Genomic DNA, 17,520 nt, shown 5'->3' with positions numbered 1-17,520 from the left:
CTGGGGTAAAGGTACGACGTTGCTTGGTCATCAGACACCTCTCTATGGCGAGCATTCTCGCCTAAATGGGTGTCCGGTTTCATTAGACCACTACAATCGCCTCTTCGATAGAGGTGGGCGACGAGCCGACCAGCTCGATTTTCTTGTAGGTGTGATGATCAGACATAAGCAATCTCCTTTTTGAATGTGAGATAGAGCCTAGCAGCGCCGGGCTGTTTTACCTGCGAGGGGTAAATGCCGTTAAAAGTTCGACTGCACTTTCCCAGCAGCCTGTAGTCGGAACCTACACAGCTCAACTCAACCTCGAAGGAGAGTCACCATGGCCAACACCTCGCTGCGTAAAGCTTCGCTGCAAAGCATGGAAGCGGAAATCGAAAGCCTGCTCAAGTCACTGGAAAGCCTCAAGGACGATGCCTCGGATGAGTCGCGCAAAACCCTCAAGACGCTCAAGGGCAACGCCGAGAATGCCCTGCGCCATTCGCGCAGCCTGCTCAGCGATGCCTACGAAGAAGTAAAAACCAAGACCCGCGAGACTGGCCTGGCCACCCGCGATTACGCCCAGGAACACCCGTGGACCACCGCCGGTGTCGCCGTTGGCGCCCTCGGCTTGCTGGCCGCCTACCTGATGTGCAAACGCGGTAACTAAGCGGCCTGGCGCGCAAGCTCCGCGCGCAACCAGCCGGCCAATTGCTCGGCGCGCCCGTCTGCGGCGCGTCGCGGCACCCACAGGGCCAGCGCGGCCTGGGTTTCGCAAAAACCCCATGGCGCCGCCAGGCGCCCGGCGCGCAAGTCGTCGGCTACCAGCGGTTGCGGCGCAATCGCCACGCCCAGCCCTGCCACTGCAGCCTCCAGCAAGTAATACAAATGCTCGAAATCCTGCCCGTAACGCAGCGCCTGCGGGTCGATACCTTGCTGCGCCGCCCAGCTTGGCCAGGCTTGCGGGCGCGAAGTGGTCTGCAACAGGGTTTGCGTCAGCAACGCCTCGGCTGGCGCCTGCTGCAAGCGGCTGAACCCGGCAAAGTGCGGGCTGAGCACCGGGCCAATACACTCCTGCGCCAGCACATGCACTTGCATATCCGCAGGCCAGGGCGGCTCGGCAAACACCAGCAAGGCATCCAGCCCTGGGCGACGCGGGTCGAGATCACCTTCACCGGCCGACAGGTGCAGGCGCAGTTCCGGCAAATCCGCTTTTAATCGCCCCAGCCGTGGGATGAACCAGCGCGCCAGCAGGCTGCCGGAGCAACCGAGGACGAACGGCGCATCGGCGCCGCTCTGGCTGATGTCCGCACACGCGCCGCGCAAGCGCTCGAAGGCATCACTACTGGCATCGCGCAAACGCACCCCGGCATCTGTGAGTTTAAGGCCACGTCCTTCCTTAACGAACAAGGCCACCCCAAGGTGTTCTTCGAGCACCTTCAATTGCCGGCTGACCGCGCCGTGGGTAACGTGTAGCTGTTCGGCCGCCTGGCTGACGCTATTGAGCCGGGCAGTGGCTTCAAAGGCCCGCAGGGCATTGAGTGGGGGCAGGTCCTGGCGCATGACGTGTGAGTTTTCCTGACAGGTTGTCGCAATCTTATCGGTTTTCAGGTGCGCGTGTCGTGGTTAGAGTAAAGCCATTCCCGACTTCACTACCGCCCTGGAGCGACCCATGACCCAGACCAACTTCCGCGCCGGCCCCGATGCCAATGGCCTGTTTGGCGCATTCGGCGGCCGCTACGTGGCAGAAACCCTGATGCCGCTGGTGCTCGACCTTGCCCGCGAATACGAAGCAGCCAAAGCCGACCCGGAATTTCTCGAGCAACTGGCGTACTTTCAGCGCGACTACATCGGCCGCCCGAACCCGCTCTACTTCGCCGAACGCCTGACCGAACACTGCGGCGGCGCGAAGATCTTCTTCAAGCGTGAAGAGCTCAACCACACCGGCGCGCACAAGGTGAACAACTGCATCGGCCAGGTGCTGCTGGCCAAGCGCATGGGCAAAAAACGCCTGATCGCCGAAACCGGCGCCGGCATGCACGGCGTGGCCACTGCCACCGTCGCCGCGCGCTTCGGCCTGCCTTGCGTGATCTACATGGGCGCCACCGACATCGAGCGCCAGCAAGCCAACGTGTTCCGCATGAAGCTGCTGGGCGCAGAAATCGTTCCGGTCACCGCCGGCACCGGCACCCTCAAGGACGCGATGAACGAAGCCCTGCGCGACTGGGTCACCAACGTCGACGACACCTTCTACCTGATCGGTACTGTAGCGGGCCCGCACCCGTACCCGGCAATGGTCCGCGACTTCCAGTCGATCATCGGAAAAGAGACCCGTGAACAGCTGCAAGCCAAGGAAGGGCGCCTGCCCGACAGCCTGATCGCCTGCGTCGGCGGCGGCTCCAACGCCATGGGCCTGTTCCACGACTTCCTCGATGACGCCAGTGTGCAAATCATCGGCGTCGAAGCCGGTGGCCACGGGGTCGACACCGACAAGCATGCCGCCAGCCTCAACGGTGGCGTACCGGGCGTGCTGCACGGCAACCGCACCTACCTGCTGCAGGATGCCGACGGCCAGATCACCGACGCCCACTCGATTTCCGCCGGCCTCGACTACCCCGGCATCGGCCCGGAACACGCCTGGTTGCACGAAGTGAAACGCGTCGAGTACGTCAGCATCACCGACGACGAAGCCCTGGCCGCGTTCCACACTACCTGCCGCCTGGAAGGCATCATTCCGGCCCTGGAAACCTCCCACGCCCTGGCCGAAGCGATCAAACGCGCACCGACTCTGCCCAAGGATCACCTGATGGTGGTGTGCCTGTCCGGGCGCGGCGACAAAGACATGCAAACCGTGATGAGCCATATGGCCGCCCAGGAGAAACAGGCATGAGCCGTCTTGAACAACGCTTCGCCGAACTGAAGGCCGAAGGCCGCTCGGCACTGGTCACCTTCATCACCGCAGGCGACCCTGGCTACGACGCTTCGCTGCAGATCCTCAAAGGCCTGCCGGCTGCTGGCGCCGACGTCATCGAACTGGGCATGCCGTTCACCGACCCGATGGCCGACGGCGTGGCAATCCAGCTCGCCACCCTGCGCGCCCTGGACGCCGGTCAGACCCTGGCGAAAACCCTGCAAATGGTTCGCGAGTTCCGCGTCGACAACCAGACCACGCCGATCGTGCTGATGGGCTACTACAACCCGATTCACCGCTTTGGCGTCGAGGCCTTCGTGGCTGAAGCCAAGAAAGTGGGCGTGGATGGCCTGATCATCGTCGACCTGCCGCCGGAGCACGACGCCGAGCTGGCCACCCCGGCCCAGGCCGCGGGCATCGACTTCATTCGCCTGACCACCCCGACCACCGACGACGTGCGCCTGCCGCGCGTGCTGGAACGCAGCTCGGGCTTCGTCTACTACGTGTCGGTTGCCGGTGTTACCGGTGCCGGTTCTGCGTCCACTGAACACGTCAGCAGCGCCATCAAGCGCCTGCGCCGGCACACCGACCTGCCGATCAGCGTCGGCTTCGGTATCCGCACGCCAGAGCAGGCTGCGGCGATTGCCAGGCTGTCGGATGGCGTCGTGGTCGGTTCGGCGCTGGTCGACAAGATAGCCAATGCGGCCACTGCCGAGCAGGCTGTGGGTGATGTGCTCGAGCTGTGCTCGGCGCTGGCCCAGGGTGTGCGCGGAGCGCGCAAGGCCTGATACCTGTGGGAGCGGCGGTGCGACGCCTCGACTTGCCCCGCGATTGCAGTCCATCGGACAGATCGCAATCGCGGGGCAAGCCCGCTCCTACCCCGGAGCCGTAAACTACTTGAAAATCGTCAGATCCAGCGGCCGCACCGCCCCCATCCAGATCGCATGATCACGATGATCGGCCAACTCGTCACCAGTCAACGGATGCAGAAACACCACCAGCCCTTGGCGATATAACGCCAGCCAGGGCAGCACCACCCCCACCACTTCAGGCCCGAAGGCCAACTGGCAGCTCCAGTCCGGGTGCGGCCCGACCGGCTTCTGATGCATGCGCCCCATGGTCACCGGAAACAGCCGAGCGGCTTCTTCGCACAACTGGCGAGCCTGCTCCAGGGTGCTGGCGTCATAGTAGATATGCGCGTGATAGCCCTTGATCCTTTGCACGAAAACTCCTTAATCGCAACGAACCTGCGCCTGGCTACGCGGGTCAAACGATCACCCGTTGCCAATGGAGTGATCTGGTGAAAAATGCCGAAACCCCAGTGTTCAAACTGGTCCTGCTTGGAGGTTTGAGCAGCCTGGGCAGCGCCCTGATGGCCGAATTGCTCAAGCGCCAGCATGAGGTGATCGCCGTGCTCGATGATCTCAATACCCTGGCACCACGCCCCGGCCTGCACTTCAAGACCGGCGGCCTCGATACTGCCGATCAGGCCGAACAAAGCGTGGCCGGCGGCTCGGCGGTGGTCTGCCTGTTGCCAGCACTGGCGCCCGATGACTTTGCCGCGCAACTGCGCATGAGCCAGGCGCTGATCGCCGGCATGTCCCGCACCACTATACGCCGGCTATTGCTGGTGGGCGATTTCACCGTACTGGAGCAAAGCGAGGGGCACAATCGGCAGCAACGGGCCTGCGCCGAACGGATCGTCGACCTGTTGCAGCGCAGCCCGCTGCACTGGACCCTGATCAACACCCCGCAGCAAGTTGCCGGCCTGGGCATCGAGCATTTTCACCAGACCCATGGCACCCTCGAGCCGGGCCTGGCCGAACCACTGCAACGCCTGGCCCGAGTGGCAGCGGCCATGGTCGATGCCCTGGAGCTCAAGCTGCACCATGGCGAGCATGTGAACTTTGTTTTCTGACGCGGCTTGCACCCGAGCGCCCGACATCGCACCCTGAACAGCTTCCGCCTGCAATAGAGAGTGCTCATGGCCTGGCCTGACCGCCATCGACTGCTGCCGTTTCTCACCTGGTTGGCGCGCCAGACCGGGGCCAGCGTGCGTCGCGATCTGCTGGTGGGCCTGAGCGGGGCGATCCTGGCCCTGCCGCAATCAATCGCCTATGCCCTGATTGCCGGGCTGCCGGCCGAGTACGGGCTGTACGCAGCGATCGTACCGGTGATCATCGCCTGCCTGTGGGGCTCGTCCTGGCACCTGATCTGCGGGCCGACGGCGGCAATCTCGATTGTCCTCTATGCCAGCATCAGCCCCCTGGCAGTTGCGGGCAGCAGTGACTACATCACCCTGATCCTGCTGCTGACCTTCCTCGCCGGGGTGTTTCAGTGGTTGCTGGGGCTGCTGCGCTTCGGCGCGCTGGTCAATTTCGTCTCGCAGTCGGTAGTGCTGGGTTTCACCCTCGGTGCTGCGCTGGTCATTGCCCTCGGGCAATTGCCCAACCTGATGGGTATCGACTTGCCCAGCCAGGCCACCGCGCTGAAGACCGTGCAAAACCTGCTGGCGCATGCCCCGGAGGTGGATTGGCCCTCGTTGTTGCTGGGGCTGGGTACGCTGCTGCTGGGTATTGCGTTGAAGCTGTTGCAGCCGCGCTGGCCGGGCCTGTTGATAACTCTGGCGGTGGCCAGCGTGCTGGTCTGGCTGCTCCCAGGTGTTTTCGGCCATGTGCAGTTGGTGCCCGGCTTCATCGGTCAGCTTCCACCGATAAGCCCCTTGCCGCTGCTGGACCTGGAGCTGATTTTGCGTCTGCTACCCAGCGCCGTGGCGGTCGGCATGCTTGGCCTGGTTACCAGCCTGTCGATTGCCCGCTCGCTGTCAGCACGCTCCGAGCAACTGATCGATGCCAACCAGGAAATCCGCGCCCAGGGCCTTTCAAACATGGTCGGGGGGTTTTTCTCCGGCTACCTGTCATCCGGTTCCTTCACCCGCTCCGGGCTCAGCTATGAGGCCGGCGCCCGCTCGCCCCTGGCCGGGGTATTTTCCGCCCTGTGGGTAACGTTGTTTGCAGTAGCAGGGGCGGGGCTGATCGCGCATATTCCGATCCCGGCCATGGCCGGCAGCATCCTGCTGATCTGCTGGGGCCTGGTCGATCATCGGGCGATCCGCGCGCTGTTTCGCGTCAGCCGTTCGGAATTCCTGGTGATGGCCCTAACGGCAGCAGCAACACTGTTGCTCGAGCTGCAAACGGCGATCTACGCCGGGGTGCTGGCGTCGCTGTTCTTTTACCTCAAACGCACCTCACGGCCACGGGTGCAGCAGTCCCGCGAAGGGGATGCCGACGTGTTGCGGGTGGGTGGGTCAATCTTCTTCGGCGCCAGCCACTACCTGCAGGTGCGCTTGCAGCGTTGCCCAGGGCCGCAGGTAGTGATCGATGCCCGGCAGATCAACTTCATCGATTATTCCGGGGTCGACATGCTTCATCGCGAAGCGCGCCGCCTGGGTCGTGCTGGCGGCAGCCTGACGCTGCGCCGGGCGCGGGCGCAAGTGATCGAGGAGTTGCACAAGCTGGAGGGGGCAGCGCACTGCCCGATCCGCTTCGAAGATTAGCCGCGCGCCAGTTGACGGCGCAGTTCGTCGAGCACCGGCGCGGTGTCGGGGCGCACGCCGCGCCAGATGTAGAACGCCTCGGCGGCCTGCTCGGCAAGCATACCCAAGCCATCGAGGACCTTGGCCGCCTTGTGCTCGCTGGCCCAACGGCAGAAAGGCGTAGGCTCCTTGCCATACATCATGTCGTAGCACACGGTCTTGCCGGGCTCGATCAGGCTAGGGGAGATCGGCGGCAGCTCACCGGCAAGGCTCGCCGAGGTGGCGTTGATGATCAGGTCGACCGGCTCTTCAAGCCAGTCGAAGCCGCTGGCAGCCACCGGCCCCAGGTCGGCGAATTCACGGGCCAGTTGCTCGGCTTTTTCCACCGTGCGGTTGGCGATTACCAGCGAAGCCGGTTTGTGCGCCAGCAATGGCTCCAGCACCCCGCGCACGGCACCGCCGGCGCCGAGCAACAGGATGCGCTTGCCACTCAGTGGCACCCCGGCATTGACGGTAAGGTCGCGGACCAGGCCGGCGCCATCGGTGTTGTCGCCCTGCAAGGTGCCATCGGCGAGCTTGCTCAGGGTATTTACCGCCCCCGCGCGCTGGGCCCGTGGGGTCAGGCTATCGACCAGGCGATAGGCTTCTTCCTTGAACGGCACGGTGACGTTGGCACCCAGGCCCTGCTTGAAAAAGCCCTGGGCGCACATGCTGAAGTCATCCAGCGGCGCCAGCAGGGTGCTGTACTCCAGTTGCTGGCCGGTCTGGTCGGCGAACAGGCGATGGATCAGCGGTGACTTGCTGTGGCCGATCGGGTTGCCGAATACAACGTACTGGTCCATTCAGGCGGTTCCTGGGTCAAGGTCGGGCAGGGCCGGAAAGTTATCCACAACGGCTCAGTGGCTGGCCTTGGCCTCACCAAGCCAGTCACGGTCCTGCAGGAAATACTCGGTCAGGCGCGCTTCTTCGCTGCCTGGCGCGGCCTTCCAATCGTACCCCCAACGCACCTGCGGTGGCAGCGACATGAGGATCGATTCGGTACGTCCGCCCGATTGCAGGCCGAACAGCGTGCCACGATCGTAAACCAGGTTGAACTCGACATAACGGCCGCGACGGTATTCCTGGAACTCACGCTGCTCGGCGCTATAGGGCTGGTCTTTACGGCGCTGGATGATCGGCAGGTAGGCCTCGACATAGGCATCGCCGATGGCGCGGATGAAAGCGAAGCAGGTGTCGAAGTCCCACTCGTTGAGGTCATCGAAGAACAGACCGCCGATGCCGCGAGGCTCGCCACGGTGCTTGAGATGAAAGTAGCGGTCGCACCAGGCCTTATAGCGCGGATAAACATCGGCACCGAACGGCGCACAGGCGCGCTCGGCAACCTGGTGCCAGTGCACGCAGTCTTCTTCGTTGCCGTAGTAGGGGGTCAGGTCGAAGCCGCCGCCAAACCACCAGACCGCTTCTTCGCCTTCTTTCTCGGCGATGAAAAACCGCACGTTAGCGTGGGAAGTCGGCACATGCGGGTTGTGCGGGTGGATCACCAGCGACACCCCCAGGGCTTCGAAACCGCGCCCGGCCAGTTCTGGTCGATGAGCACTGGCCGACGGCGGCAAACCGCTGCCGAATACGTGGGAGAAGTTCACACCGCCTTTTTCGATGACCTTGCCGTCGCCGATCACCCGGGTCCGCCCGCCACCGCCGGCCTCGCGCGTCCAGGCGTCCTCGACAAAACGGGCGCCGCCGTCTTCGTTTTCGAGGGCGGTGCAGATACGGTCTTGCAGGTCGAGCAGGTAGGCTTTCACGGCCTCGGTGCGGCTAGTCATCAGGTCACCTGGAAGCGGGCTAAGGCAAATTCGGCGCGTAGCATACCACCGGCGGCGGGCTGGCCGCAGTTGACGGCGATCAAGCAAAGGCGTCCGATAGGGGTTTTCCCGCTAGCTTCAGGAGAGTGCAGATGGCCAAGCGTATCCAGTTCAGCCAGCATGGCGGCCCCGAAGTCCTGACCCTGGTCGACTTCGAGCCGGCAGCGCCCGGCCCGCAGCAGGTTCGCGTGCGAAACCAGGCGATCGGCCTGAACTTCATCGACACCTACTTTCGCAGCGGCCTCTATGCTCCGCCGTCGCTGCCCTCCGGGCTGGGTACCGAAGGCGCCGGGGTGGTCGAGGCGGTAGGCGAGCAGGTCAGCCGGCTCAAGGTTGGCGATCGCGTCGCCTACGCCGGCGGCCCGCTCGGAGCCTACAGCGAAGTGCACGTGCTGCCCGAAGCCAATCTGGTCAAACTCCCCGACAGCATCAGCTTTGAGCAGGCGGCGGCGGTGATGCTCAAGGGCCTGACCGTGCAGTACCTGCTCAAGCAGACCTACGCAGTGCAGCCGGGCGAGACCATTTTGTTCCACGCCGCCGCTGGTGGCGTCGGTTCCCTGGCCTGCCAATGGGCCAAAGCCCTGGGCGCCAGGTTGATCGGTACTGTCAGTTCTGCCGAGAAAGCCGAGCGGGCCAAGGCCCTGGGCGCCTGGGCAACCATCGACTACAGCCGGGAAGACGTCGCCCAGCGAGTGCTGGAGCTGACCGACGGCAAGAAATGCCCGGTGGTGTACGACGGCGTTGGCCAGGACACCTGGCTGACCTCACTGGACTGCCTGGCGCCGCGCGGGCTGATGGTCAGCTTCGGCAATGCCTCAGGGGCGGTGAGCGGGGTCAATCTGGGAATACTGGCGCAGAAGGGCTCGCTGTATGTCACCCGGCCAACCCTGGCCAGCTACGCCAACAACGCCGAGAACACCCAGGCCATGGCCGACGACCTGTTTGCGATGATCGCCAGCGGCAAGCTGGCTGTGGATATCCACCAGCGTTATCCACTGAGCGAGGCGGCCAAGGCGCAGAGCGAGCTGTCGGCGCGCAGGACAGTGGGGTCGACGGTGTTGCTGCCTTGAAACAGTGGTGAATTGATCGCGGGACAAGCCCGCTCCTACACAGTCGCTAGGAGCGGCGGTGCGGCGACCCGACTTGTCCCGCGATTGGCCTCAACCAGCCCGCACAACCTCACCGCTCGCCAAATCGCGAATCACACTCGGGTTACGCCGCCCGCCCAAAGCGCCACCGAGCACCAGGTCCAACTGTCCACGGAAGTACTGCTCGACGCGCAAGCGGGTCTTGGCTGCCGGGCGACCTTGCGGGTTGGCTGAAGTGGAAATCAGCGGGCCGACCAATGCACAAAGGTCACGTACCACCGGGTGATCGCTAACGCGCAACGCCACGGTGTCGTGCACCCCGGTTATCCACTCGGGCAGCAGGTTCTGATGTGGCACCAGCCAGGTGTTCGGCCCCGGCCAGGTGGCAGACATGCGGTCGAGCCAGGTTTCAGGGAAATCCTCGAAAAGGAAGTCGAACTGGCGGATATTGTCGGCGATCAGGATCAGACCCTTATCGACCGAACGCGACTTGATCGCCAGCAGGCGATCCACCGCCTCTTCGTTCCATGGGTCACAGCCCAGGCCCCAGACCGCCTCGGTCGGATAGGCAATCACCGCACCGGCCCGAATTTCACGCGCGGCTTGTTGCACACGCCAACTGCTCACCATTGTTTTCACTCCGCATAAAGGCAGATGAGCAGTGTACTTAGCCGGGCCGGGCAAACCAACGCCCGGCTTCACTACAGACCCTTCCAGCCAGTTCCAGCTCGGTCAGCGCCGCCAGCACCCGGGGCAACGGCCAGCCGCTGCTGCTGGCCAGGCCCTCGGTAGTTTGCGGTGCGGCCAGCAACAGATCGACCAGTTCATGGCCGGCAATGGCGTCCACCTGCAACGGCGGCAAGCGTTGCCAACCCTGCAGGGTTTCGACGATCTGATCGACAGTCTCCACCAGCAAGGCGCCGTCGCGAATCAACTGGTGACACCCCTTGGATCCCGGGTGATGAATCGAACCCGGAATGGCATATACCTCGCGGCCTTGCTCGGCCGCCAAACGCGCGGTGATCAGCGAGCCACTGGCAAGGCTCGCCTCGACCACCAATACACCCAGCGACAGGCCACTGATGATCCGGTTACGCCGGGGAAAGTTGCCCGCAACGGGCCCGGCATCCAGCGGAAACTCGGAGACCACCGCGCTACCTTGCTCGATCATCGCCGCCGCCAGCGCTCTGTGCCGCTGTGGATAAAGTTTTTGCAGCCCTGTGCCGAGCACGCCGATGGTCTGCCCGCCAGCGTCCAGGGCAGCCTGGTGTGCGGCGCCATCGACGCCCAGGGCCAGGCCGCTGGTAATGACAAAACCACCCCGAGCGAGGCTGCGCGAGAAGGCCGCAGCCGTATCGAGCGCCGGCCTCGATGCCCTGCGGCTGCCGACGATCGCCAGCTGGGGTTTTTCCAGAATCGCCGGGTTGCCGGCGATGAACAGCAGCGGCGGGGCGTCGCCCAGTTCCGCCAGCAAACCTGGATAGCCAGGGTCGTCCCACATCAGTAAATGCTGGTCGCGGGCCTCTAGCCAGCGCATTGTCGCGGCGGCGCCTTCGCGTACTTCAAGGCTGCGCCGGGCATCGCTGCTGTCTGCGGGTACGCCCAGCGTACGCCAGGCCGTGGCCGGCGCACTGAGCGCTGCCGAGGCATTGCCAAAGGCCTGGATCAATGTGTGAAAACGCCGCGGCCCCAGGGACGGCAGCAAGTGAAGGCGCAATCGCGCTTCGAGTTCGGCGGGAGAACACGCCGGCGATAAGGGTTGCGACATGACGATCATCCTTGATCGGGAAGCTTGGGCCAGCCGTGAACAAGCTGTGGATAACTCTGTTGATAATACTTTGACAACCGGTTGACGGATTTCCCTCGGCGGCATTCTTTCAGGCTTGGCGCCATGGGTGGAAAAGCACCCTGAAACCTTAGCTGACCTTTGCCAGGTGCCGAATGCGCCGAATCCCTTTATTATGTGTACTCATGTTTGTAATTCATCGCACAGTGCAGCTCATACGCTTATGGCCATTCTGAACATCCTCGAATTCCCGGACCCGCGCCTTCGCACCATCGCCAAGCCGGTGACCGAAGTCGACGACGGCGTTCGCCAGTTGATCGATGACATGTTTGAAACCATGTACGAAGCCCCTGGCATCGGCCTTGCCGCTACCCAGATCAACGTGCACAAGCGCATCGTGGTCATGGACCTGAGCGAAGATCGCAGCGAGCCACGGGTGTTCATCAACCCCGAGCTCGAGATGCTGACCGACGAAATGGACCAGTATCAGGAAGGCTGCCTGTCGGTGCCCGGCTTCTACGAGAACGTCGACCGCCCGGTGCGAGTCAAGGTCAAGGCGCTGGACCGCGACGGCAAGCCGTACGAGCTGATCGCCGAAGGCCTGCTGGCGGTGTGCATCCAGCACGAATGCGATCACCTCAACGGCAAGCTGTTCGTTGATTACCTGTCGACGCTCAAACGCGACCGGATCAAGAAGAAGCTGGAAAAACAGCATCGCCAGCAAGCTTGATCTGCTCTTCCCAAAGGCTTGCTCCGGCAAGCCTTTTTCTTTTTAAGCGAGAACTCCATGCGCATTGTCTTCGCAGGCACCCCAGAGTTTGCCGCCGAACACCTCAAGGCCCTGATCGCCAGCCCCTATGAAGTGGTAGCGGTCTACACCCAACCGGACCGTCCGGCCGGTCGTGGGCAAAAACTGATGCCCAGCGCGGTCAAGCAATTGGCTGTGGATAACGCCATTGCGGTGCTGCAACCAGCGACCCTGCGCAATGCCGAGGCCCAAGCGGAGCTGGCGGCGCTCAAGCCGGACCTGATGGTAGTGGTCGCCTATGGCCTGATCCTGCCCCAGGCGGTGCTGGATATTCCGCGCCTGGGCTGCATCAACAGCCACGCCTCGCTGCTGCCGCGCTGGCGTGGCGCCGCGCCGATCCAGCGCGCGGTCGAAGCTGGTGACAGCGAAAGCGGCGTCACCGTGATGCGCATGGAAGCAGGCCTGGACACCGGGCCAATGCTGCTCAAGGTCAGCACCCCGATCAGCGCCAGCGACACGGGTGGCAGCTTGCACGACCGCCTGGCCGAAATGGGCCCGCCGGCCGTGCTCGAAGCCGTTGCCGGTCTCGCCGCGGGCACCTTGCAGGGTGAAGTCCAGGACGACAGCCTGGCCACTTATGCACACAAGCTGAACAAGGACGAAGCGCGCCTGGACTGGAGCCGCCCGGCCGTTGAGCTGGAGCGCCTGATTCGCGCCTTCAACCCGTGGCCGATCTGCCACAGCACCCTCAACGGTGAAGCCCTGAAGGTGCTCGGCGCGAACTTATCCACAGGCTCCGGCAACCCGGGTGAAATCCTCTCTGCCAGTAAGGACGGCCTGATCGTCGCCTGCGGCGAGCAGGCGCTGTGCCTGACCCGCCTGCAATTGCCGGGTGGCAAGGCGCTGAACTTCAGCGACCTGTTCAACAGCCGCCGCGAGAAATTCACCACCGGCACGGTGCTTGGCCAATGAATCCACGTCTGGCAGCCGCCCGCGCCCTGGCGGCAGTACTCAGTGGCAAGGCGTCGCTGAACAGCTCGCTGCCAAGCCAGCTGGACAAGGTCGAAGTGCGTGACCGTGGCCTGACCCAGGACCTGGCCTTCGGCACTGCGCGCTGGCAGCCACGGCTGTCGGCCCTGGCCGAACGCCTGCTGCAAAAACCGTTCAAGGCCGCCGATGCCGACGTCGAGGCGCTGCTGCTGGTCGGCCTGTACCAGTTGCTCTACACGCGCATCCCCGCCCACGCCGCCATCGGCGAGACCGTCGGCTGCGCCGACAAGCTGAAAAAGCCCTGGGCCAAGGGTTTGCTCAACGCCGTGCTGCGCCGTGCGCAACGCGAAAGCGGCGATATCTTCGCCGAGCTTGAGCGCGACCCGGTCGTGCGCACCGCGCACCCGCGCTGGCTGCAAAAGTCGCTCAAGGCGTTCTGGCCCGAGCAGTGGGAGGCCATCTGCGCCGCCAACAATGCCCACCCGCCGATGATCCTGCGGGTCAACCGACGCCATCACAGCCGTGATGCCTACCTCGAACTGCTGGGTGAAGCCGGCCTTGAAGCGGCGCCGTGCCAGTTCAGCGGCGACGGCATCTTGCTCGCTGAAGCCTGCGATGTACGTGGCCTGCCCGGTTTCGACCAGGGCTGGATCAGCGTCCAGGACGAAGCCGCACAACTGGCCGCCGACTTGCTCGACCTGGCCCCCGGCCAGCGCGTGCTCGACGCCTGCTGCGCCCCGGGCGGCAAGACCTGCCATCTGCTCGAAGCCCAGGCCGGGCTCGACGCCGTGGTCGCCATCGACCTGGAAGCCAAGCGCCTGACCCGCGTGCGCGAGAACCTCGATCGCCTCGGCCTCGACGCCCAGTTGATCGCCTGCGACGCCCGCGACACCGCCAGCTGGTGGGACGGCAAGGGCTTCCAGCGCATCCTGCTCGACGCGCCGTGCTCGGCCACCGGCGTAATCCGCCGCCATCCGGACATCAAGCTGACCCGCCAGGCCGATGACATTGCCGCCCTGGCCAGCCTGCAAGGCGAGCTGCTTGACGCCCTGTGGCCAACCCTTGAGGTCGGCGGCATCCTGCTCTACGCCACCTGCTCGACGCTGCCGACGGAAAACACCGAAGTGATCGAGGCCTTCCTCGCCCGCACTCCCGGCGCCCGTGAGCTGGACCTGGCGACCCAGGCCGGTATCCGCCAGCCCCATGGCCGCCAGTTGCTGGCCCAGGCAGGCGGACACGACGGCTTCTACTATGCCAAGCTGATCAAAATCGCCGCCGCGCGCGGATAACAAGAGAAAGGAACAGCGGATGAAGATCATCATCCTCGGCGCAGGGCAGGTCGGCGGCACGCTGGCTGAACACCTGGCCAGCGAAGCCAACGATATCACCGTGGTCGACACCGATGGCGACCGCCTGCGCGACCTCGGCGACCGCCTCGACATTCGTACCGTGCAGGGCCGCGCCTCCTTCCCGACCGTGCTGCGCCAGGCCGGCGCCGACGATGCCGACATGCTGGTGGCGGTCACCAACAGCGACGAGACCAACATGGTCGCCTGCCAGGTTGCCCATACCCTGTTCCACACCCCGACCAAGATCGCCCGGGTGCGTGAATCGGCCTACCTGACCCGCGCCGGGCTGTTCGACAACGACGCCATTCCAGTCGACGTGCTGATCAGCCCCGAGCAGGTGGTCACCCACTACATCAAGCGCCTGATCGAACACCCCGGCGCCCTGCAGGTGATCGACTTCGCCGAGGGCAAGGCCCAGCTGGTAGCGGTCAAGGCCTACTACGGCGGGCCGCTGGTGGGCCAGCAATTGCGCCAGATCCGCGCGCACATGCCCAATGTCGACACCCGCGTGGCGGCAATCTTCCGCCGCGACCGGCCGATCCTGCCGCAGGGCGACACGGTCATCGAAGCCGACGACGAAGTGTTCTTCATTGCCGCCAAGGCGCACATCCGCGCGGTGATGGGCGAGTTGCGGCGCATCGACGAAACCAACAAGCGCGTGGTCATCGCTGGCGGCGGGCAAATCGGCGAGCGCCTGGCCGAGGCGATCGAAAGCCGCTACCAGGTGAAAATCATCGAGATGAACCCGGCCCGTTGCCGGCACCTGTCCGACACCCTGGAAAGCACCGTGGTGTTGCAGGGCAGTGCCTCGGACCGCGACCTGATGCTTGAAGAGAACATCGCCGAAGCCGACATCTTCCTGGCCCTGACCAACGACGACGAAGCCAACATCATGTCCTCGCTGCTGGCCAAGCGCCTGGGCGCGCGCAAGGTGATGACCATCATCAACAACCCGGCCTACGTCGACCTGGTCCAGGGCGGCGAAATCGACATCGCCATCAGCCCGCAGCTGGCCACCATCGGCACCTTGCTGGCCCACGTGCGCCGCGGCGATATCGTCAGCGTGCACTCACTGCGCCGCGGTGCGGCCGAGGCCATCGAGGCGATCGCCCATGGCGACTCGAAGTCGAGCAAGGTAATCGGCAAGGCCATCGAAGACATCGCCCTGCCACCAGGCACCACCATCGGCGCAATCATCCGCGACGAAGAAGTGCTGATCGCCCATGACGACACGGTGATCGAAGCGGGCGACCACGTGATCCTCTTCGTTGTGGATAAAAAGTACATCCGTGACGTCGAGAAGCTCTTCCATGTAGGGTTGAGCTTCTTCTAAAGAGGGAGCTGGAATGCGCGAATCACTGGAAAAGATGCTGGCCAAGGGTGTGGATAACGCCCTGTTGCGCTTTGGCCTGGGCAAGGCCTGGCTCGATGAAGGCAACGGCGCCGAGGCGGCCGTGCATTTACAGCGCTGCGTCGAGCAGGACCCGAAGTATTCGGCGGCGTGGAAGCTGCTGGGCAAGGCGCATCAGCTCGAAGGTGACCTGGCAGCTGCGCGCAAGGCCTGGGAGCAGGGGCTGGAAGCGGCTCGCGCGCACGGCGACAAGCAGGCAGAGAAAGAGATGACGGTGTTTCTGAAGAAGCTCGATAAGGCTGGTTGAGCCATCGCGGGGCAAGCCCGCTCCTACAGGGATTGTGGATAACTGTGGGAGCGGGCTTGCCCCGCGATAGGGCTTTCAATACCAGCGCGGCTCGCCCGGCGGGCGCTTCTTGAAGCGCTTCATGCTCCACATGTACTGGCTCGGATACGCCCGCACATAGCGCTCGACTACCTGGCTCATGGCCGCCGCCGAGGTCTCGGTGTCTTCGCTGTACATCGCCTCGGGCGCGGCTTCCAGGATGACCTTGAAGCCCGAGCCATCCGGCAGGCGCAAGGCATGCAGGAACACCCCGACCGCCTTGCCGCCAGCGAGCATGTTCGGCACGAACTTGCTGGTCAGCGCCTTGGTGGCGAAGAACGGCACGAAGATACCCGCCGACTCGGCCGGCTCCGGGTCGGCCGGAATGCCCACCTGACCGCCTTTGCGCACTTCCTTGATGATGCTCAGGATGCCTTCCTTGGTCGACGCCGCGACGCGGTTGCCCAATTGCACGCGCTGTTCGCGCAGCAGGTCATCGACCGCCTTGAGCTTGGGCGGGCGGTAGAAAATGATCGGTTTGCACTGGCTGCAATAGAAGTGGTTGAGCACTTCCCAATTGCCCAGGTGGCTGGTGATGCCAACCACGCCCTTGCCCGATGCCAGGGCCGCCTCAAGCACTTCCAGGCCTTCGACCTCGCGCACCAGGTCGAGCGAACGCTGGGCCGGCCAGATCCAGGCGCAGGCGCTTTCGGTAAAGGACTTGCCGATGTCCATCAGGGTCCGGCCCACCAGTTGCTCACGGGCAACCGGGTCCATTTCTGGGAAGCATTTGGCCAGGTTGATGCGCACCACGTTGCGCGAACTGTTCGGCACCTTCCACATGATCCAGCCGATGGCCGCGCCGACCCGCTGTACCGCGCCCCAAGGGAGCTTGGCAAACAACCGCAACGCCCCGACCATCAAGGCGCCCTTGAATTTATCCACAGGCTGGTTCCTCTTTCTGCAAGCCGGCCATTGTAACCCTCAGCGCAGCAGAGCGGCGTAGCGATCACAATCGGTGGTGTGGTCCATGACCATGCCGGTGGCCTGCATGAAGGCATAGCAAATGGTCGGTCCGACAAAGGTGAAGCCAGCTTTCTGCAGCGCCTTGCTCATTGCCTTGGCCTCGTCGGTGACCGCCGGCACCTCGCTGCGCTGGACGAAATGATTGATCTTCGGCGCGCCGCCGACGAACGACCAGAGCCATTGCCCGGGGTTTTCCAGCGCCAGCCAGGCCCGCGCATTGCGCCGCGCGGCGTTGAGCTTGAGGCGGTTACGGATGATGCCCGGATCAAGCATGCGCTCTTCAATTTCGTCGTCGCTCATCTGCGCCAGACGCTCTGGGTCGAAGCCGAACAGCACCTGGCGGTAGCGTTCGCGCTTTTTCAGCACGGTAATCCACGACAACCCGGCCTGGAAGCCTTCGAGCAGGAGCATCTCGAACAGCTGGCGCGGATCGCGCTGCGGCGTGCCCCATTCCTGGTCGTGGTACGCCTGGTAAAGCGGATCGTCGGTACACCAAAAGCAACGTGGCATAAGGCTCCAAGGGTAGAGGCCTGCGCGAATCGGGTTATACTCCCGCTCTTTATATTCGCAGCC

The 17,520-nt window shown here is 64.0% G+C and carries 19 protein-coding genes and 1 pseudogene; 11 read left to right on the top strand and 9 right to left on the bottom strand.

Going from position 1 to position 17,520, the window contains the following annotated elements:
- Positions 1-94: 94 nt before the first annotated feature.
- Positions 95-166, bottom strand: a pseudogene (locus ACIOVF_RS17270) (dodecin domain-containing protein); the annotation flags it as partial.
- A 153-nt stretch (positions 167-319) separates the two neighbouring features.
- On the opposite strand from ACIOVF_RS17270, the gene ACIOVF_RS17265 reads away from it, so the two are divergent.
- The gene (locus tag ACIOVF_RS17265; RefSeq protein ID WP_045200734.1) at positions 320-646 is read left to right on the top strand and encodes a YqjD family protein; all 327 of its coding nucleotides are present in this window, start codon (positions 320-322) and stop codon (positions 644-646) included.
- Here ACIOVF_RS17265 and ACIOVF_RS17260 read toward each other — a convergent pair.
- Positions 643-1,539, bottom strand: coding sequence for a LysR family transcriptional regulator (locus tag ACIOVF_RS17260; protein WP_176794201.1), 897 nt, complete (start codon positions 1,537-1,539; stop codon positions 643-645). The genes ACIOVF_RS17265 and ACIOVF_RS17260 overlap by 4 nt on opposite strands.
- Before the next feature lie 109 nt (positions 1,540-1,648).
- On the opposite strand from ACIOVF_RS17260, the gene trpB reads away from it, so the two are divergent.
- Complete coding sequence (gene trpB / locus ACIOVF_RS17255) at positions 1,649-2,866, top strand: tryptophan synthase subunit beta (RefSeq protein WP_038997863.1); 1,218 nt, start codon at positions 1,649-1,651, stop codon at positions 2,864-2,866.
- Complete coding sequence (gene trpA, locus ACIOVF_RS17250) at positions 2,863-3,675, top strand: tryptophan synthase subunit alpha (protein ID WP_258595678.1); 813 nt, start codon at positions 2,863-2,865, stop codon at positions 3,673-3,675. The genes trpB and trpA overlap by 4 nt, the downstream gene beginning before the upstream one ends.
- Positions 3,676-3,780: 105 nt before the next feature.
- Here the strand turns inward: trpA and ACIOVF_RS17245 are convergent, their stop codons facing one another.
- On the bottom strand, positions 3,781-4,110 hold the full coding sequence (locus ACIOVF_RS17245) for a DOPA 4,5-dioxygenase family protein (RefSeq protein ID WP_045200742.1): 330 nt from the start codon (positions 4,108-4,110) through the stop codon (positions 3,781-3,783).
- 77 nt (positions 4,111-4,187) lie between these two features.
- Here ACIOVF_RS17245 and ACIOVF_RS17240 point away from each other — a divergent pair, with 77 nt between their 5' ends.
- Positions 4,188-4,805, top strand: a complete 618-nt coding sequence (locus ACIOVF_RS17240) for an NAD(P)H-binding protein (RefSeq protein ID WP_258595676.1) — start codon at positions 4,188-4,190, stop codon at positions 4,803-4,805.
- 66 nt (positions 4,806-4,871) lie between these two features.
- A complete protein-coding gene (locus tag ACIOVF_RS17235; protein ID WP_258595674.1) occupies positions 4,872-6,443 on the top strand; it encodes a SulP family inorganic anion transporter in 1,572 nt (523 codons plus the stop codon).
- On the opposite strand, the gene aroE is transcribed toward ACIOVF_RS17235, so the two are convergent.
- Entirely contained in the window at positions 6,440-7,264 is an 825-nt protein-coding gene (aroE, locus tag ACIOVF_RS17230) for a shikimate dehydrogenase (protein WP_258595672.1), read from the bottom strand. The genes ACIOVF_RS17235 and aroE overlap by 4 nt on opposite strands.
- A 54-nt stretch (positions 7,265-7,318) precedes the next feature.
- Positions 7,319-8,245, bottom strand: a complete 927-nt coding sequence (hemF, locus tag ACIOVF_RS17225; RefSeq protein ID WP_045200751.1) for an oxygen-dependent coproporphyrinogen oxidase — start codon at positions 8,243-8,245, stop codon at positions 7,319-7,321.
- 131 nt (positions 8,246-8,376) lie between these two features.
- Between hemF and ACIOVF_RS17220 the strand changes: the two genes are divergently transcribed.
- A complete protein-coding gene (locus ACIOVF_RS17220) occupies positions 8,377-9,354 on the top strand; it encodes an NADPH:quinone reductase (protein WP_045200753.1) in 978 nt (325 codons plus the stop codon).
- A gap of 90 nt (positions 9,355-9,444) precedes the next feature.
- Here ACIOVF_RS17220 and ACIOVF_RS17215 read toward each other — a convergent pair whose 3' ends face one another.
- Positions 9,445-10,002: an L-threonylcarbamoyladenylate synthase gene (locus tag ACIOVF_RS17215; RefSeq protein WP_045200754.1), complete on the bottom strand. Its 558-nt coding sequence runs from the start codon at positions 10,000-10,002 to the stop codon at positions 9,445-9,447.
- Between the two features lie 37 nt (positions 10,003-10,039).
- The gene (dprA, locus tag ACIOVF_RS17210) at positions 10,040-11,140 is read right to left on the bottom strand and encodes a DNA-processing protein DprA (protein ID WP_401290997.1); all 1,101 of its coding nucleotides are present in this window, start codon (positions 11,138-11,140) and stop codon (positions 10,040-10,042) included.
- A 241-nt stretch (positions 11,141-11,381) separates the two neighbouring features.
- Between dprA and def the strand changes: the two genes are divergently transcribed.
- Genes def through ACIOVF_RS17185 form a run of 5 tightly spaced genes read left to right on the top strand, consistent with a single transcriptional unit; the run spans position 11,382 to position 15,903 of the window.
- Positions 11,382-11,888, top strand: coding sequence for a peptide deformylase (def, locus tag ACIOVF_RS17205; protein WP_038605133.1), 507 nt, complete (start codon positions 11,382-11,384; stop codon positions 11,886-11,888).
- 57 nt (positions 11,889-11,945) lie between these two features.
- Positions 11,946-12,878: a methionyl-tRNA formyltransferase gene (gene fmt / locus ACIOVF_RS17200; RefSeq protein ID WP_093377705.1), complete on the top strand. Its 933-nt coding sequence runs from the start codon at positions 11,946-11,948 to the stop codon at positions 12,876-12,878.
- A complete protein-coding gene (rsmB, locus tag ACIOVF_RS17195; protein ID WP_093377709.1) occupies positions 12,875-14,185 on the top strand; it encodes a 16S rRNA (cytosine(967)-C(5))-methyltransferase RsmB in 1,311 nt (436 codons plus the stop codon). The genes fmt and rsmB overlap by 4 nt, the downstream gene beginning before the upstream one ends.
- A 19-nt stretch (positions 14,186-14,204) precedes the next feature.
- The gene (gene trkA / locus ACIOVF_RS17190; RefSeq protein ID WP_010222685.1) at positions 14,205-15,578 is read left to right on the top strand and encodes a Trk system potassium transporter TrkA; all 1,374 of its coding nucleotides are present in this window, start codon (positions 14,205-14,207) and stop codon (positions 15,576-15,578) included.
- Between the two features lie 13 nt (positions 15,579-15,591).
- Positions 15,592-15,903, top strand: a complete 312-nt coding sequence (locus ACIOVF_RS17185) for a tetratricopeptide repeat protein (RefSeq protein ID WP_213602828.1) — start codon at positions 15,592-15,594, stop codon at positions 15,901-15,903.
- A 75-nt stretch (positions 15,904-15,978) separates the two neighbouring features.
- Here ACIOVF_RS17185 and ACIOVF_RS17180 read toward each other — a convergent pair whose 3' ends face one another.
- Positions 15,979-16,866 (bottom strand): lysophospholipid acyltransferase, encoded by an 888-nt coding sequence (locus ACIOVF_RS17180; RefSeq protein ID WP_093377718.1) that lies wholly within the window; start codon positions 16,864-16,866, stop codon positions 15,979-15,981.
- Between the two features lie 39 nt (positions 16,867-16,905).
- Entirely contained in the window at positions 16,906-17,457 is a 552-nt protein-coding gene (locus ACIOVF_RS17175) for a DNA-3-methyladenine glycosylase I (RefSeq protein WP_045199362.1), read from the bottom strand.
- Positions 17,458-17,520: the final 63 nt, after the last annotated feature.

Origin of the sequence: Pseudomonas sp. NPDC087612, from assembly GCF_044743505.1 — a bacterium.
GTDB lineage: Bacteria > Pseudomonadota > Gammaproteobacteria > Pseudomonadales > Pseudomonadaceae > Aquipseudomonas.
The sequence above is the reverse complement of the archived record's forward strand: the minus strand, read 5'-3'. Positions and strand labels throughout refer to the sequence as shown.

Bases quoted from the DNA above. Each gene is read 5' to 3' on its own strand.
- ACIOVF_RS17265 (WP_045200734.1), top strand. From the start codon at position 320: ATGGCCAACACCTCGCTGCGTAAAGCTTCGCTGCAAAGCATGGAAGCG.
- ACIOVF_RS17260 (WP_176794201.1), bottom strand. From the start codon at position 1,539: ATGCGCCAGGACCTGCCCCCACTCAATGCCCTGCGGGCCTTTGAAGCC.
- trpB (WP_038997863.1), top strand. From the start codon at position 1,649: ATGACCCAGACCAACTTCCGCGCCGGCCCCGATGCCAATGGCCTGTTT.
- trpA (WP_258595678.1), top strand. From the start codon at position 2,863: ATGAGCCGTCTTGAACAACGCTTCGCCGAACTGAAGGCCGAAGGCCGC.
- ACIOVF_RS17235 (WP_258595674.1), top strand. From the start codon at position 4,872: ATGGCCTGGCCTGACCGCCATCGACTGCTGCCGTTTCTCACCTGGTTG.
- aroE (WP_258595672.1), bottom strand. From the start codon at position 7,264: ATGGACCAGTACGTTGTATTCGGCAACCCGATCGGCCACAGCAAGTCA.
- hemF (WP_045200751.1), bottom strand. From the start codon at position 8,245: ATGACTAGCCGCACCGAGGCCGTGAAAGCCTACCTGCTCGACCTGCAA.
- ACIOVF_RS17220 (WP_045200753.1), top strand. From the start codon at position 8,377: ATGGCCAAGCGTATCCAGTTCAGCCAGCATGGCGGCCCCGAAGTCCTG.
- ACIOVF_RS17215 (WP_045200754.1), bottom strand. From the start codon at position 10,002: ATGGTGAGCAGTTGGCGTGTGCAACAAGCCGCGCGTGAAATTCGGGCC.
- dprA (WP_401290997.1), bottom strand. From the start codon at position 11,140: ATGTCGCAACCCTTATCGCCGGCGTGTTCTCCCGCCGAACTCGAAGCG.
- def (WP_038605133.1), top strand. From the start codon at position 11,382: ATGGCCATTCTGAACATCCTCGAATTCCCGGACCCGCGCCTTCGCACC.
- fmt (WP_093377705.1), top strand. From the start codon at position 11,946: ATGCGCATTGTCTTCGCAGGCACCCCAGAGTTTGCCGCCGAACACCTC.
- rsmB (WP_093377709.1), top strand. From the start codon at position 12,875: ATGAATCCACGTCTGGCAGCCGCCCGCGCCCTGGCGGCAGTACTCAGT.
- trkA (WP_010222685.1), top strand. From the start codon at position 14,205: ATGAAGATCATCATCCTCGGCGCAGGGCAGGTCGGCGGCACGCTGGCT.
- ACIOVF_RS17185 (WP_213602828.1), top strand. From the start codon at position 15,592: ATGCGCGAATCACTGGAAAAGATGCTGGCCAAGGGTGTGGATAACGCC.
- ACIOVF_RS17175 (WP_045199362.1), bottom strand. From the start codon at position 17,457: ATGCCACGTTGCTTTTGGTGTACCGACGATCCGCTTTACCAGGCGTAC.